This window comes from Thaumasiovibrio clandestinus, assembly GCF_047250365.1.
Taxonomy (GTDB): domain Bacteria; phylum Pseudomonadota; class Gammaproteobacteria; order Enterobacterales; family Vibrionaceae; genus Thaumasiovibrio.
Window position 1 is genome coordinate 136,735 of sequence record NZ_JBLBVL010000007.1, and the last position, 16,716, is coordinate 153,450.

Annotated in this window: 13 protein-coding genes; 5 read left to right on the forward strand and 8 right to left on the reverse strand. The window is 43.1% G+C overall.

Annotated elements, in window-relative coordinates; translation table 11 throughout:
- Positions 1-31 precede the first annotated feature (31 nt).
- The 5 genes from ACKLNH_RS11905 to ACKLNH_RS11925 all read right to left on the reverse strand — a co-directional run bounded on the left by ACKLNH_RS11905 (position 32) and on the right by ACKLNH_RS11925 (position 7,163).
- The gene (locus tag ACKLNH_RS11905; protein WP_413112474.1) at positions 32-829 is read right to left on the reverse strand and encodes an alpha/beta fold hydrolase; all 798 of its coding nucleotides are present in this window, start codon (positions 827-829) and stop codon (positions 32-34) included.
- Positions 830-981: 152 nt separating this feature from the next.
- Complete coding sequence (locus ACKLNH_RS11910) at positions 982-2,625, reverse strand: flagellar assembly protein A (RefSeq protein WP_413112475.1); 1,644 nt, start codon at positions 2,623-2,625, stop codon at positions 982-984.
- A 238-nt stretch (positions 2,626-2,863) separates the two neighbouring features.
- A complete protein-coding gene (locus ACKLNH_RS11915; RefSeq protein ID WP_413112476.1) occupies positions 2,864-4,885 on the reverse strand; it encodes a GNAT family N-acetyltransferase in 2,022 nt (673 codons plus the stop codon).
- 86 nt (positions 4,886-4,971) lie between these two features.
- Positions 4,972-5,946 (reverse strand): ParB/RepB/Spo0J family partition protein, encoded by a 975-nt coding sequence (locus ACKLNH_RS11920; protein ID WP_413112477.1) that lies wholly within the window; start codon positions 5,944-5,946, stop codon positions 4,972-4,974.
- Positions 5,946-7,163, reverse strand: a complete 1,218-nt coding sequence (locus ACKLNH_RS11925) for a ParA family protein (RefSeq protein ID WP_413112478.1) — start codon at positions 7,161-7,163, stop codon at positions 5,946-5,948. The genes ACKLNH_RS11920 and ACKLNH_RS11925 overlap by 1 nt, the downstream gene beginning before the upstream one ends.
- 1,061 nt (positions 7,164-8,224) lie before the next feature.
- Between ACKLNH_RS11925 and ACKLNH_RS11930 the strand changes: the two genes are divergently transcribed.
- Together ACKLNH_RS11930 and ACKLNH_RS11935 are read left to right on the forward strand one after the other, a co-directional pair.
- Positions 8,225-10,201, forward strand: coding sequence for a replication initiator protein RctB domain-containing protein (locus ACKLNH_RS11930; protein ID WP_413112479.1), 1,977 nt, complete (start codon positions 8,225-8,227; stop codon positions 10,199-10,201).
- A 55-nt stretch (positions 10,202-10,256) separates the two neighbouring features.
- Positions 10,257-12,476, forward strand: coding sequence for a patatin-like phospholipase family protein (locus tag ACKLNH_RS11935; RefSeq protein ID WP_413112480.1), 2,220 nt, complete (start codon positions 10,257-10,259; stop codon positions 12,474-12,476).
- Positions 12,477-12,691: 215 nt separating this feature from the next.
- Here ACKLNH_RS11935 and ACKLNH_RS11940 read toward each other — a convergent pair whose 3' ends face one another.
- From ACKLNH_RS11940 to ACKLNH_RS11950, 3 genes are all read right to left on the reverse strand, one after another.
- On the reverse strand, positions 12,692-13,216 hold the full coding sequence (locus ACKLNH_RS11940) for a hypothetical protein (RefSeq protein WP_413112481.1): 525 nt from the start codon (positions 13,214-13,216) through the stop codon (positions 12,692-12,694).
- A gap of 50 nt (positions 13,217-13,266) precedes the next feature.
- The gene (locus tag ACKLNH_RS11945; RefSeq protein WP_413112482.1) at positions 13,267-13,659 is read right to left on the reverse strand and encodes a glycine zipper family protein; all 393 of its coding nucleotides are present in this window, start codon (positions 13,657-13,659) and stop codon (positions 13,267-13,269) included.
- 236 nt (positions 13,660-13,895) lie between these two features.
- Entirely contained in the window at positions 13,896-15,062 is a 1,167-nt protein-coding gene (locus ACKLNH_RS11950; protein WP_413112483.1) for a glutathionylspermidine synthase family protein, read from the reverse strand.
- Between the two features lie 148 nt (positions 15,063-15,210).
- Between ACKLNH_RS11950 and ACKLNH_RS11955 the strand changes: the two genes are divergently transcribed.
- The 3 genes from ACKLNH_RS11955 to ACKLNH_RS11965 all read left to right on the forward strand — a co-directional run bounded on the left by ACKLNH_RS11955 (position 15,211) and on the right by ACKLNH_RS11965 (position 16,628).
- Positions 15,211-15,636 (forward strand): GtrA family protein, encoded by a 426-nt coding sequence (locus tag ACKLNH_RS11955; RefSeq protein WP_413112484.1) that lies wholly within the window; start codon positions 15,211-15,213, stop codon positions 15,634-15,636.
- A 137-nt stretch (positions 15,637-15,773) separates the two neighbouring features.
- Positions 15,774-16,115 carry a hypothetical protein gene (locus ACKLNH_RS11960; protein ID WP_413112485.1) on the forward strand — a complete coding sequence of 114 codons (342 nt, stop codon included), beginning with the start codon at positions 15,774-15,776 and terminating at the stop codon, positions 16,113-16,115.
- Positions 16,116-16,190: 75 nt separating this feature from the next.
- The gene (locus ACKLNH_RS11965; protein ID WP_413112486.1) at positions 16,191-16,628 is read left to right on the forward strand and encodes a hypothetical protein; all 438 of its coding nucleotides are present in this window, start codon (positions 16,191-16,193) and stop codon (positions 16,626-16,628) included.
- The last annotated feature ends 88 nt before the right edge of the window (positions 16,629-16,716 follow it).

Consider the following 16,716-nt stretch of genomic DNA (forward strand, 5'->3'; position numbering starts at 1 on the left):
CAAACAAATGAGTGGCGTGCTTTGTTATCTATCAAGCTGCAAATTTTTGAATGAATGCGATGGAGTGCAAGTTAAATTCGTCAGGCTTCTCTACGTTGCAAACGTGACCACAATCTTTAAACTCCGTCAAATAACTGTGCTCATGAACTTCAACCATTTCTCTAACTGGTTTAATGAACATATAGTCATTTGCGCCCATTAAGTACAATGTAGGAATTGGTAATTCCTTCTCTTTAAAATAGCGCATGAGCGGGTTCACTTCCGACGCAAGACGAAACCAACGGGTAAATTCTTTCTGGCACAATTTCTTTGCTTCGCGGACAAACAAATGGCGGGATTCTTTTTGGTTTTTTTGCGGCATTATAATGTAAGCAAAAAGGCGGTATAACCACATATAAGGAACAAAGCTCTTGCACATATTGCCGAGCTTAACCAAAATTTGTGAACGCGTGTTAAACCGCGTGACGGCTCCACCAAGAACCATAGATTTCACTTTATGGGGTGCCAGTTCGGCTAAGTTACGAATAATTATCGTACCTAGAGAAATACCAACAAAGTGGGCTTGGCGGATACACAGATGGTTGAGAAGCTTAACAATATCAGATGTCACTTCCTTAAAGGTATAAGGGTTAGCAATCATCTCCTTGAGCATATTGTTAGACTTTCCGTGGCCACGCAAATCTAACAAAAGAATATTAAAATGCTCTCTGTACGCACGAAGCTGTTTAAACCATATAGAGGAACTGCCACCGGCTCCGTGGACAAACACAACCCACTCCTGGCTAGTCGAATGGGTATACGTTTTATGAAAGAGTAACGAATCAGACATCTCAAACCGTTCAAATCAAAATTTACAGTGTAAATACTAGCATAAGCGTGACGAACCTATATACAAGGTTCTGCAATTAAGTATTTCAAAATGAGACTGATAAGCGAACTCTGACCAGTCAGGTTATTGTTTTATCCTCACTTAACTAACGATTAAAGCGCATTAGCGATAATTGCAGAACCATCGTACTCAAGTCGAGTAGGCCCACGCTGTTCGCGTATTGTTATCGTTTCATCAGCAATTGAGCAAGTAACGCCAGCAAAGACACATTTCAACGCAGTAATCTGACTCTGACCTGAGTGAGTATGAATACTTCTCTCTAATTGTTCAATAGCAAGGTTAAGCTTCTCTAGCCGCTGTAAGGTCGAGTGCTTTGCATTCGCCAATTTATTTAATCGTTCATGGTCTTTATCGGCAGACGCAACTTTCTCTATTTTAAGGATGGCGTTATTGATACGCTCCATCACGGCAATTTGCTCTTTCTTCTCTGCATTTAACTTAGTGGATTGACGCTTCAAATGCATGTAACGTGAGAATGCTGAAAGTTGCGTCGTTGTACTGGCTTCTGAGCCTAATACAACAGCGCTAACTGCATACCCAGTTTCAATGATGCCACCATTAATCATGCCTTTACGCTTCATTGCATCACGTACGGTCAAGTTCGCGTGGGTAACGATATGACAGTGGGAGGCATGAAGTTGCAGTTCAATATCATGATAAGCTGTAAGTTGTGCATACTGAGCAAACTTGGCAACAATTTTCCCCTGTGCTGTAATACAACACGCTGAGATATCGCTACTTCTACCAATGATTCCATTCGTTATAACCACATCGCGCCCTGCGTCTATATTCGCTAACTCAACGACACCTCCTACAGTCACAGAACCCGTCGCTTTCACCTGCATACCTTGACATACGTCACCACTAACAATCACGCTACCATCATAAACGACATGACCACAACTAACGTCCACCGCAGGAATAACAAGCGCTTTATCAACTTCTACTGTATCTCTTTTTATATGCGGCACACCTGAAAACTCAGCCACCAGTACATTACTGTCGTTAAGACTAATTACACTACCGAGGCTGCTTTTAAGTGGTTTGTCTTTCCCATCCCGAGCGTTAATTATTTTCCCGAATAGATTTTTACCATGTAGGCCCTTTGTTGGTGGATGCCGACGCATGAGGGGCTGACCTTCTTTAACCATAATGAAGTCGCCTAGGTCACGCATATCGACCGATCCGTCATCACGTTCACGGGGGCGCAATATCCTTTCCGTCGCATCTTGCACCAAAGCAACAAACTGCGCATCCTTGCCTTGCTTAACCGTATTGCCAATAGCGACAATATCAGAAATAGTTTCGCCAGGCTTCAACACCTCGCCACGGGCAACCAAAGCATTTAACTGGGTATCGCTAATACCAAACTCGACCCCTGCATCAATCAACGCTTGTCTTATTTGCCGCTCTACCAACTGGCGACCACCAAATGCACCGGTAATGGATGCGTAAGCTGTCATACCTTCATCATCTATTTGTATAGAGAGCAGCGCATCACGACGCTCCGCAATCATCATCGGCGCTGAGTCATGGGTAAAGCGCTGTTGGTGTAGTCCCTCGAGCACATCACTTACAAAGGTGCGACTAATATAATATTGACCCACTTTATAGAGGCGTAATATCGCCAAAATATCATCAACTTTGAGTTGAGCATGATCAGCAGGCCGATAGCCAATGGGATTCAAGTAGACTTTGGAACGATCTTGAGACAAAACCAGTAGTTGCTGCACCACATTACTTCCCTTTCACCTAAGTGTGATCTTTAGTCCATTATTGATTCAACTATAGTTACGAATTACAGACAGTCATGCAAAGCATTCTAAAACGAAGCATGACTAATCTCTCATAATTACTACAAAGCGTAGACGTGATATAGCAAACATACTTCATGTGTTGAATCTACCAACGGCAGGGAACTATTGGTAAATTTGATGTGAATTGAGTGAGGTAGCGAAGAATTTACAGTGTAAATTAGATCATCGTTAGCTTATCTAAAAGCCAACTACGCCAACACTGTTCCAACTGCTTGTGACTCACAACACTGTAATCGTTGCACAGCTTATTCCATGATTGATTAAGTAAACATTTCTGCAGCATACTGTTGAACTCCCAGTCCTGCTGTTCACTATCAAGGTGACACTGTTGTATCAACCAGTGAGTTAAAACACCCACCATCACGTCGTAACCCATTCCGCCGTTTGCATAACGCTTTAGCAAGTAGACATCTCGATCTGGGCTAACTTGCTTAAGTGGCAATTGAGAAAAAATGGCCTTAACCAAATCAACATCTAACAATGAGAATTGCTCCAAGCATTGACGAGGAAAAGCGTCAGCAAATTGACGACGTATCGCTTCAAACCAGAGCCCTATCGTCCGTATTTCCGTTTCTCTTGCCATTAGCATGGAGTGGGTTCCACTCGCCGCATCACGAGAGACGCCCAGACGCAAAGGTACAAACCCAACGCGGGTCCAGAATTGAAGAAGCGCTGCAGTACAGCCAAAACTAGTCCCAATATAGTCTTGTTGGCTCTGTGCTATTACAAACTCTAACAGCGCTGAGGCAATACCTTTGCGACGCTGCGTGTCAGCAACGGCTATACGCATAATTCTCAATGACGTCTGCTGAAGGGCTTCTGGATGACCGCAATGCAAGGCCAGGCTTTGCGGCAATAAATTACCTTTAAGACGGCGTTTACCTGCGGTAACGAGTTCAGCTAAATTGGCAGGGAAACCGCCTTCTGTGACCGTTAAACAGCAACCAACGACTCGACCATCGATTTCGGAGACAAACACCTGCATTAAGGGATCATCCAGCAATTGTTGCAAATCTGATGGTGCTGTTTGATAGTGCGCCTGTATCAGCAATCCAAACAGTTGACGCTTAAGCTGAAGATCATTATTCAATAACGCTTTATCTAATTGCCGATAGCGTATCGTATTAGAGGAACTAATGTCGTTATCGACCGCTGCGTCCAGCAACAAAGCGTCAAAAAGAAACCGCTCAACAGGACAATCTTTAGCCCAGCGTATGGGGTTTTCGATAACGAATTGCTTAGATCCCGAATAGAGGCGTTTTAACGCGGGAATAAATTTGAGTAAGAAACCTTGCCCAGAACCTTCATAGCCGTGCGTTGTCGTAGCAAATACCATACGTCGATAGTGTTTGGATAGGGCGAGCAAGATGCTGATAGGAATGGCCGCTGCCTCATCAACGATAACAACATCAGCCATCGGCAAGCTATCCAACAGGGCATCAGGCGCAACATAGCTTATAGTGCTATTTCGAAACACCCATCTATTTTGCTTCCCTTGAACGACAAGACGCTGCTCAAACATCATTATCATCGCATCAACTGAAGAACGTTGCGGCGCTGTGATAATCACATCCAGATCTCTTTCCAACAACAACTCAGCCAAAGCAATGCCGGTCGCCGCCGATTTACCTCGACCACGGTCGGCGCTCAATACAAGTGGCCGCTTTGTATGCCCAGTAACAACACGTTTAATAGCGTCTACGGCCTGAGTTTGCTCACGACTGCGGCATCCTCGCTGATCTGAATAGGCGACAAACGAAGGTAATGTTAGTCGGTTAATAGACGCATTGTGTAGGTCATAACAGTTGGAATTGGTGCGTAACGCCGTCGCAATATGTTGTTCAAATGGGCTACAAGGAAAACCCTCTGCAACAATAAGAAAAATCGCGCCCCCACCATTAACCAACCCAACCCCAATCCCTAAAACATTGGCATCAAAACCATCTCTAAAATCGAGCACCAACAAATCGATACTCTGTCCCAAATGGTGGCGCAATTTCTTTTTTTTCACTGCATCGCGACCTTGCCAGTTAGCCTCACTCACGATAAGGCATTTATCATACTGAGTTGAATAGGTGGAAAATAGATCGCCAATCGCCTCTGCATGACCAAAAACCAAAAATCGGGTAAAGCTATGGCGTGCTGTTAGTGACAACTTCGACCAAGTAGAAGGGGGCATGTTCGTATTCATTCTTGATTTTTTTCCAATAAAAAAGCCGCAATAAGCGGCTTCTATAATACGTCCAATTGAATAAAATTGGGACTCTAATCCTGCATGAACTCTTTAACTAATGCCAATAACTGATCGGCTTGTTGCTCGCTCAGCTTTTTCAACTTTAGGGTTAACTTGTCATTTTGTCGCAAGTAGCTCGCTCGTCCCTTGACTAGCTCCTGAGAAGATGGCTTTTCCAGGGCTTTAGGTTGACTCTTTTCTGCTATTTTCTCTAAATCCAGTGTCACTTCTCGTGTTAAGCGAGATAGACCTTGAGTCTTCTTTGTTTGCCATAACGGCTGCTCGTCTTTGACGATATTACTGAGCAGTGATTGTTGCTCTTCACGAGGCATATTAAAGAACAGGCGGTGTAGCTTAACAATCGTTGGTCGACCCAGTTCACTCACACTCGGGTAAGCCATTAACAGTTCCATTGGCAAATCTGCGGCTTTTAAAGCACCGCTTACCAACGCTTCGCTACATTGACATACACGTGCCAACTCTTTTTGATCGCTCACTTCACCGCGAGCCAACATCGCTTGCATCTCTTTACCACGCTCATACAAAGACAATGGCTTATGTGCGTTAGCAACATCAGACAAAAACTTAGCGTGTTTGGTCGTAATACCATGCGCAACGTAAACTAAAAATGGTTGGTCCGCTAAAATACATGCCATACGACGACGGCTACCATCAAGTACTTCGATGCCGCCGTCATCTTTCCAGCGTCCTACCGCTGGAAACTGCTGCCCACGCTCTTGCAACGTCACCAAAATATCAGCCAGTGCGTGTTTTGTTAGAAAAGCTTGTTCACGGGCATTCTCTGCAAACACACTGGTTTTATGCTCGACGTCGCCTGAATCTATGCGTAACAATTCAAACGAAACCGTTTGTTCTCCTGCAACAGCTAGCTCAATCACAGCTGCTTTTTCTTTAACCGCTGTTTGTGCTTCTTGTGGTGTTGTCGCGCGACGTTTATCAGCTTTCCCAAATAGACGTGCGTTTAAATCTGAAGTTTTAATGGCCATTATTCTCCTCCATTAATCAGTTGCCAATGCCCATGAAGTACGCGTTCCAATTCAAGTCCTGCGCGCTGAATTGCTTCTTGTGCATTGATCAGGGTCTTCTTGCCCCCTTCAAACTCTTGCGTGGTAAGATCGAAGACTGTGCTATAAGTATCTGAACACGTTTCAAATGCACGGCTACGTGGAATCGTGGCCATCGTCACCAACTCACCTAACAAATAATTCATTTCGGTTAATACCGACATCTGTTTTTTATTGTCGTCTTCAAACATGGTTGGCATCAAGCGAATAAATTTAAGCCCTGGCCAATCATCATTGAACATCTCATATACCGTCGGCAGATGCTGGAAAAAGTTAACCGTCGACGCCCAATCGAGTCGCTTCGCCGCACAAGGGATAATCAGCGCATTTGAGGCGTACATCGCATTCCACACCAAAGGGTCAATATGCGGCCCGGTATCAATCAAAATAATATCGAACTCATCTTCGATAGGTTCGATCACTTTTTCTTTCAAAAGTTGAACAATATCCAACGACTGATTGTTTGCTAAATCCTGCCACGCATCCGCGTTAAACATCGCATCTTCAGGAAAAGACGCGATCGTTTTTAAGTTTGGATACTGGGTTGGAAGTATCACCTTTTCCATCAAAAATTGCTTATCTATCTCTGTACCTTCCGGGACATTGTCCAACATCACGTCGACAGCAGAATAAATAGTATCTTGATCAGCAAAAGAAATTTGCGGATTTAAAAACAGACGCAAAGACCCTTGTGGATCCAAATCGATAAGACAAATCCTATAACGCTTTTCTAAGTTCAACGCCAAACAGGCAGCCATATGAACCGCGGTCATTGACTTGCCCGTACCACCTTTTTGGTTCTGTACGTTAATAACCCACGGTTTATGATCTTTCGGCATCTTTTCATGAAAAGCGGGAATATTAGCTGCCGACATCAATTGATGTGCTTCGTCTAAAGTAATCGAGTAATGATTCGCGTTGTTTTTAGTAAATTGATGACCATTACTTTCCATTCGTCCAATGGCATCATCTAGCTTGCGTCGAGTTAATCCTGAACGAGTTTCCATTAATGCCTTCGACATAGGAGGAAAGAGGACATCCTTTCGCTCTTCTAAGACGATTTCGACACGGTCGGCCTGAACCTGTTTTGTCTGCTCAGCAATGCTAAACAGATGATCGATTGTTTGTTCCCTATTCATGATTTTTCCGCCCAATACAAAGATATACCAATTGTACAGCATGAAATGTCAAGTTCAATAGATAGCTGTACAAAAACGTTTTTTCGCACAAAATAGCAACAAGCATCACAAAAAGAGGTGTATATTGACGATAATCTACTTTACACATCGTGCCAGATTTAAACTGTTACCGCGTCACGTTTTTACAATGTAAACTGGCTTTTACCGGAAGCATGAAAAGGAGCCACAAAATTACGGGGGGTGTCAAATGAAAATCCACAACATCAAACTGACCAAAATCTAGGTTAATCGAGCCATTCGTTCAATTCTTTTTCTTCAATTAAGCTATCTTGGATCACAAACGGCCGAAACGATGATCAAGCAAAACACTCAACAGCATAATTTTGATAAATAGGTGACGAAACAATGATCAAGGAAAAACCAAAGACTCGGAAGCATATAAATAAAGCGAGAATGTACGGTAACTGTACATTTGATTATGAACAACAACGTCTAAATCCAACGTAAATGATACGATTTCCTTGCAAACAGCATGATATCCCTCGAAAATATGCCTTGATCATCTTTCCTCAACCAACCATGATCACTATTCCGAGATTTACAACAACCGGCTCGCAATAAATGACGAAGTGTGACGACGACGCTTCTTGATCATCGTTTCAAAGGCAAATTTCATCATTTTATCACTGATCTCACAGCGGCCTGTGGATAAGTGTGTGGGTAAGCTGCGCACACAACATGATCATTGTTCAGTCTCTGTGTTGATCATCTTTACAGGCTTACATTGATCATCGTTTCGCGGCGATGGTGATCACGCTTTCAAGGCAAGGATGATCACCGTTCCGAACCGTTCATGATCATGCTTCTATGCCGAGAAAAAATAAACCCATAAAAATCATGCCATTACGGAAGTAAAATCGTCCAGATCATAAGATCATATAATCAATAAGATCAGTTTTAATCAAATAGATCAGTTAAAAAAAAACAATAAAAAAGATCTTTCTTTTTTCCTTATGATCCATTAATCTTCGGAAATATGGCGAAATTACGATACTCTGCAAATGGAAAATAGTTCAAACGATAAGGTTTTAATCCTTTTACCCCGTACGCACAAAGACGGGCACCTTTTTAAGATCCCGGCGGGATTGGTGGATTGGTTACCCCAATATCAACATTTCAAAGGTGTCACAAAGAGTATCATTGAGCTACTAAACTTAATCTCTTTACGTGGACTTTCTTCCTTAGATGGCATGGTATCAACAACAGAATTAATTGATGCAACCGAAGGGCAATTAACTCGTGCTGCCATACAGCAACGGTTACGCGCAGCGGTAAACATCGGTTTATTTAAACAACAACGGGTTCGCTTTGAAGAAGGTCTGGCTGGTAAAACAATGCTGCATCACTTCGTCAACCCAGCCCAATTGATATCTCAATTAGGCTCACATGCGCTAAATTCAGAACAACATCAAAAAACACAAAAGCAAAAACGTTCAAAGGCACTGGCACAAAATCAAGTTAACCGTCGATTGTTAACGGAACATGGACTCGGTACACCACCTTCAATGCCTGATGAAGCGGATCAACTCGTCGTATCACCGACAAGTTGGGCAGGGATCATTGATCAAGCATTAGCGCCACCAAGAACACGTAAGAGTTATCAAAAATCAATGGTGGCTATTTCAGGTACGAAAGCCATCATTGAAACGCGATCATCTAAGTCGATCATGACGGTAGATGACCTAATGACGTTATTTGCATTATTTACCCTAACCGTACAATATCACGATTATCACATATCCGATTATGAGCTACAAAACAAGCGGTTAGATAATAAGACGCCAGTTTATATAACGGATGTTTTAGCACTTCGGGGCAAAAAAGACAGTGGCCCAGCCCGTGATTCAATTCGTGATAGTATTGATCGAATTGAATTTACAGACTTTCAATTGCATGAGTTAACTGGACGATGGTTAAGTGAAAACATGCCTGAAGGGTTTAAATCGGATCGTTTTCGCTTTGTTGCCCGAACGATCACCGCTTCTGACGAAGCACCACGCGAAGGGGATGATGGTGAAATAAGGATCAAACCTAACTTGTACATTTTGGTGTGGGAGCCGTCTTTTTTCGAAGAGTTGTTAACGCGTGATTACTTTTTCCTATTTCCGCCAGAAATACTGCGCCAACATACTATGATTTTTCAGTTGTATACGTTCTTCCGTAGCCGAATGTCGCGGCGTTTGAACGATTCAATGATGTTAAGCGATTTAAACCAGAAACTGGCACGTAATATCGAATGGCGTCGCTTTAGCGCAGATATGGTGAGGGAGTTACGCAAACTGGCGGAAAATAGTGTAATTGATGGGGTATTTACGGTGAATCTATGGGGTTACCATTTGACCGTAATACCTGATCAAGATAAACAAAAGTTTCCCGATTTCCGTATTGAGATTAAATGCGATCCTGATGAAGTGATCCGCTATTGTCGTGCTAAAACGACTAATCAAGGTAAACGATCGCTAGCGCCGACAATGCCAAACCCGCTGCGAAATGAAATATTACCTAAGCGCGAACTTGATCAGCTTTCCGAAATTATTGATGGCGAATTTGAACCCATTCAAAAGAAAGAGAAAAAGCCTAAAGGACGACTTGGTCGCCGTGTTAAACAGCGCAAACACTTGGTAGAGATCAATGCTGATGAATTAACGATCGTACTTTCTAAGTATACGTCAGAAGAGGCTCTAAAACGTTCTATAACGGCGTTAGCGGCAATGACAGGTCATGGCATTGCTGCAATTACGGAAGAGTGTCAGGGTTATTTAGAGAAGCTAGACTGGCTACGTGTGGGTGAGAGCGTCATCAGTTATGAGATTTTGAGTAAAACGGTTGAAATGTATAACGCGCAGAACGATGAAAAGCACCTTTCAATTGAACGCCTGATTTCGGGGTTAGCTGTAAGACGTAAAGTGAGTAAGCTAGTGTTAGAAGGACACTATAACCAGCAGGTATTGAATGCATTGGATGAACTTGCGACATGAATATAGGAGCTATGATCAAGGATTAAGACGATCTAGATTACGTCTTTCCTTGATCATGCTTTCGCTCTCAATAATAACGCCGCCAGGGATCGCTAGGGAAACGATTGGTCTGGTATTGAGTGGCGGGGGAGCAAAAGGTGCGGCCCATATTGGTGTATTGGAGGTATTGGAAGAGCAGCGCATTCCTGTCGATGTTATTACTGGGACCAGCATGGGGGCATATGTAGCTGGTATGTATGCCATGGGCTTTAGTGCTGAAGAAGTTAAACAACGTACCTTGGGGACGAATTGGTCTGAAGGCTATCATGATAGGGTAGGCCGAGAAGCGTTGTCTCTTCAACGTAAGGCGCAAACAGATGAATACCAATTACGGACTGAATTTGGCATTGATTTAAAAGGAAATTTTCTTGCTAAGCCGAGCCTATTTCAAGGTCACGCTATGGCTAAAATTTTACGGAATGTCACGGATAATCCACCACAACTGGCTAACTTTGACCTGCTGGCGATTCCATATCGAGCGGTCGCGACTGATATTGAATCCGTTGCGCCTGTTGTTCTCTCTTCCGGCAGTTTGCCTTTGGTGATGCAGGCGTCGATGACCGTACCTGGCGCTTTGAAACCTGTAGAGATAGATGGGCAGCTATTGGTCGATGGTGGTATTGTTAATAACATGCCCGTGGATCAGGCTATCGAATTAGGTGCTACCCATGTGATAGCAGTGGATCTTCGCGATGCGCTTTATGCACGAGATGACCTTAATTCCGGTATCAATATTGCCAACCAGTTAATTACCCATATGACCAACCTGGGCTCAGATCAGCAAAAAGCACTATTGACCCCTAACGATGTCTACCTACAGCCGGATTTGGATGGTCTAACCGCAACAAGCTTCTCGTCAATGCAAGACGCTTACTTAGCTGGTCGATCGATTGCGCTTGATCATCTTTCCGAGTTATTGGCTTTTCAAGTTTCAGAACAAGAGTATTCACAATATCGTTTAGCTAAGCTGGACCGCCGAAGTCAGCTTTTAGCGACGGGGGATTATTATATTGATCGGATTGAGATCGTTAACCAGACACGGCGATCTGATCAAGCATTACAGGCGGTTCTTAATCTGCCGACGGGAGAAGTCTTAACCTCGGCACAGATTGAGCAGGGCGTTGAACGTTTATACGCACATGATCTTTTTGACCGCATTACATACTCTGTTCAGCACTTAGAGGCAGAAAATGTCCTGCTTTTAGATGTTAACGAAAAAGTGTGGGGACCGGGTTATCTAAACTTTAAGTTAGCGATAGAAGATGATTATGCACGGCGCTCAGAGTATTCATTTGGCGCACAATACTTATATACCAACATAACGGATTATGGAGGGGAGTGGTTAACTGAGTTAGATCTTGGCAGTTGGAACCGCTTTTCGACCAGCCTTTACCTTCCTTGGGATTACCAACAGCAAATATATAGCCGAACGGGTATTTCATGGGTTAATGAATTCCGCCGTTTTGGTAATGTTGATTTTGAAGAGCTCCCGCCTGAAATACCAACCGATAGGGAGTATTATGATACCGAGTACAGTCAACTGTATGGCTTTATTGAAACTGGATGGAACTATTCTCCGAGTATTCGCTATAGCCTTGGGTTAGATGCGTCACAAGGCGAGTATCAACTTGAAGATATTAGCATTTCTGAGCGCGTAAGAAGCGTTGGCGTATATAGTGATGTGGTGATTGATACGTTAAATAATCGCTTTTTTCCTGAATATGGGCACTACTTTGCTGTAAGAGTCGGTCGAAGCCATATACGCGCAAAGCTTGAGGAACAAAATACCAAAGACATTGCTCATTATTATGATTTCGAAGTCGTAAAGCCGCTTAATTGGGGGCGACATACTGTTGCTGCAGCGCTACAGTTAGGCGGTTCGGAATCTGATGAGTTGATACCTGTTTATGCGCGAGATTTAGGGGGCTTATTTAATCTTTCTGGCTATAACCGTTATGAATTGAACGGACGTTATAGCGCGTTGGGAGTCATTAAATACCGCTATCGCTTGTTTGATGTGAATTTAGGCTTCGTGCAGTCAGCCTTGTATGTGGGTGGATCTTTGGAAAGGGGCAATGTTTGGAATCAGAAAGAAGCGATTCGCTGGGATAACACGGTAAATGCTGGCAGTATATTTATTGGTGCTGATTCTATTCTGGGCCCAACGTATTTAGGCTATGGTATGGCTGAAGATGGCCGTTCGTCACTCTATTTTTATTTGGGCTCTCAATTTTGACGCTTAGCAAACAAAGCCAATATCAGTATTCGTTATAGTGCGACTTTGTTCTGAGAGATAGCAGCAATTTTGCGAGTTCAAGTTTTGAGCTCGCTTTTTTTTGCCTAAAAATCTGTTTTACAGTGTAAATTAATCGAGAGTAAAGAAAAGCATCGTCAATTTGCACAGCACAAGCATGCATTAATACGCTTGTGCTGTTTCAGTCTTAGGCCAAATTACAAACGGTAATCAATCGAGAAACCAAATGTCGCATCATGGTTTTTCTCAAACTGCCATGGGCCAATGGTGTTTTTGCCATTGTACGCACTAACACGCATATTTACTCCGAAATCTAATTGCGGAGCAATATGATAGGTAGCCCCGAACTGAACACCGTACTGCAAGGTCGAAAAGTCGTCCGGCTCCCAGTCAATGAAGCGTGTACCGAAGTGACCACCAATATTGGCTGTCCATTCGGTGGAGAGTGGGATCATATAGTCGTAATGGCCAAGCAGACCAAACTCTTCAGATTCATCACCGTTCCATTCCATTGTGGCCATAATGCGATGTTGTGGGGTTAAGTAACGACCAAGACGTAATTGGGTTAGTATCGAATCGTCTTCAAAACTAACAGGGTAGCCTGCCAAGCTCCCCGTGTATTCGCCCGCTGTTCGAGCCAGTTGTCCGCCCACAAATAGTTCGCTGGCAATGGTTGGTATTGATGTAAAAGCAATGAATGCCGTCAGCAGTAATTTTTTCATGATAATTCCAATTTAAAACAGTGTTCAATTAAGTTTAAAAAAAGACTGCGCTATTTGCGCAAGTCGTAAACGTCATAGCCTTTACTTTGTAAGCAATTACGTAGTACATAAGCTTGATCATTGGTCGCTTTCATTGCACCTGCACCAGCGCCAGCTGCGGCTCCAATCGTGCCTCCTGCTACCGCACCTACTGCGGCTGCACCGCCAGATTCACCAATGAGTAAACCTTCTACCGCACCTAATGCAGCGCCAGCAACACCGGCATTAATAGCGCTGGTTTTGGCGGCTTCGCCTTTGTCAACGTGTTGCGCATAGAATTCACATTCCTGCATATCGTGCTGGAATTCTTCTGCTGACTTGTCATGTGGGCCAATGACAGGCGCTTGATTATAAGCACAGCCAGCAAGCAGTACTGCTGACAATAAAACAGTGTTTTTTAACATAGTGCATTAATCCGGTATTGTTGAGATGGAAGTAATGTATAGGCTATTAATAATTAGTTCAATAGTCACTTTTGTGGTGCGGTAGATAAAAAGTAGTGAAATAATTTTTTATTGAACGATGTTTTATTGTGTATCAGGTACTTACTTGTTAAGGCCACTTAAGTGGCCTTACAAAATGTTACACTTTCTTAGGGCAGAATTTACAGTGTAAACACGGTTACGCTGTAAATTCATGCTTATTCAAGAATGATGTGAGGAACATAGCGAGAATGATCTTGTGTGATCAGTGTTGAATCTTCCCGAATTGACATTCCTGCTGGTTCATCATTAATTAACCAACTACCAATTAAGGTGTAATTATCGCCAAAGCGGGGTAAGGGATGGTATTGCTGAATAATGTGGCCTTCGGACCCGTACGGTCCATCTGATTTAAGCACTGATTTTCCCTGTTTGATGATTTCGATATTCGCGCCTTCCCGAGCAAATAGAGGCTTTATAACATAGTCTTGTAGCGATCCGGCTTCGCTATCGCCATTAAAGTAGGCAGGGAGTAAGTTGGGATGACCACGAAATCTTTGCCACAGTAGCGGTAAGAGTGCTTTATTCGATAATACCGATTTCCATAATGGTTCAAGCCAGTTAACTTTACTGCTGGTAATGTAGGGAGAAAAGTCTTCCTCAAACATAAATTCCCACGGATAAAGCTTAAACATCCAGCGGATAGGTCGATGTTTAAGATCGGTAAATTCGCCTTGTTGATTAATACCGATGTCTTCAATAAAAATAAAGGCGGTATCCAGTCCGGCTTCAATGGCACAATCGCGCATATATTGAACGGTACCTAAATCTTCTTCAGTATCTTTACAGCAAGAAAAGTGCAACAGCTGTCCGGGCTGTTGTTGACTGAGCGTTGCAAAACGGCTGATCATTAACTCTTGTAATAGATTGAATTGATCGCTATCACGGCGTAAGCGCCCATTGTTGACACAATCTTCCAACCATAACCATTGCCAAAAACCCGTTTCATAGAGAGAGGTGGGGGTGTCGGCGTTATTCTCATACAGTTTCGCGGGTCCGCTTCCATCGTAAGCAAAATCGAGGCGCGAATAGAGAGACGGTTCTTTGCGTTGCCAAGATTGTAATATCGGATCCCACATCGCAGAGGGGATTTTAAATTTGTTGAGCAGCACCTCATCTCTTACCACGCTATCCACTATATCGAGGCACATTTGATGGATTTCTTGGGTTGGTAATTCAATATCTTTTTCAATTTGTGCCAAGGTAAATTGATAATAGGCACTTTCATCCCAGTAGGGTTCGTCATACATAGAGTGAAAACCAAAACCAAACTCTGCAGCGAGGCTTTTCCAATTGGTGCGGGGTGAAATGTCCAGTCTTAGCATCAGATCGATCCGTGAATGATGAGTGGTCAGGGGCAATATTGACTACAATCATCCCAAAGAGCCGAGATACATGCAATATATGATCTTTGGCATAATCGGTTGGATATCTCAGTCATTATCAAATTATGGGATGAATTAGCAGGGGATAATGAATAAACGACGACGGATATTACGCCAACTTCGCCGCTTTTTGTTGGTGGGAGGCAGTGGCTTTATTGTTGATAGTAGCGTTTTTCTTTGCCTCTTCTATTTGGCAGATGCAACCGCGCTATTTTCTCGGTTGGTGGCATTTGCGATAGCAGCAACAGTAACGTGGTATGGGAATCGTCGCTTTACATTTCATTCAAGAGCGCCGGAGTTGCGACAATGGGCAAAGTTTATGTTAGTTGCGACGTTATCCCTATTGCCAAATCTGATCGTTTTTCAAAGTTGGTTGTACTTTTTTGGTAGCGCTGGATTGCAACCGTTTTTTGCATTGTGTGCGGGGGTTATTGCGGGGTTAGTGGTTAATTTTTGCTTGAATCTATTATGGGTATTTCAACCGCATTCACCGAATCGCGATACAACATTGTGATCAGAAAGAGCTGAGGACAATGCGATGGCATGCCGATACATAATGAGTTGAGAAATGCTTCGCAGTTAGTGTCGCCGTTCATGTACCTTTGTTGAGTGACACGTCATTATTAATACGACGCTAACAAGGAGAAAATCATGAAACGTAACTTACTCTGGCTAATTTGTTTGTTGTCAATGTTCGGTTGTGTTGATGAGCAATATACCATTACCAGTAATGCCATTGGCGGGCTTCAGGTCATCGAACAGAATGTTGACGGGGGATTGTCATTGCGGGTATCTGGATTGATCATGGATAGTGGACAGGCGATGGTTGATCATCAGATTACGCTGGAAGATGAACGTTTAATGATAAACATTGATGTGGCGGGTGCAGATAAGGATAAACGGCCAAGTTTTTCGTTATTGGTTTCTGTCCCGAATGACATATCTCAAGTATTGATTGGTCGTGATAATGCCCTTATATGGCAAAGGGATTAGATACCTTACTGTTTTTATTTGTAATTTATTGCAATAATGGTTGTTAGCCAGAGGAATGGATTATAGGTGAAATCAGTGAGAAATGTGCTCTTGCAGATGTACTGCTTTGAAACGTTAGGAAAACTATTCGATATTGAACAATTGCCAGCGCTAACCGCGGCCCAGCAAGCTGATTATCAATTATGGGTAACGCAACGTAGAGCAATGAGTTCTGATGAAGTGCCTTTCCAGCAGTGGCTTAAGGTGTGTCCTGCTGGTTATATTACAGAGATGGTGTTATATCCAGATGGACGATTGGAGGAACAGCATTTATTTAAGCCTATTCGGTGCAAAGGAGATTGGCTTGTGCGTGATGGGCATCTTTTTCTGTCTATCGATAAAGGCAAAAATCACTATACGATAGAGGTCGTTGCTAAGAAAGATAGTGCGATTCATTGTGCGATTGAATATAAAAACCGCGAACTGCATTCGTACCTCAAAGTCATTCAAGCGAAGCCTATTGCACCAAGCTAATACGCGCTAGATCTAACTCCCCCATACCGCACTGTATTCATAACGCAGGCAATGATTAGGGATAATTATCCCTACAGTTTTACGTATC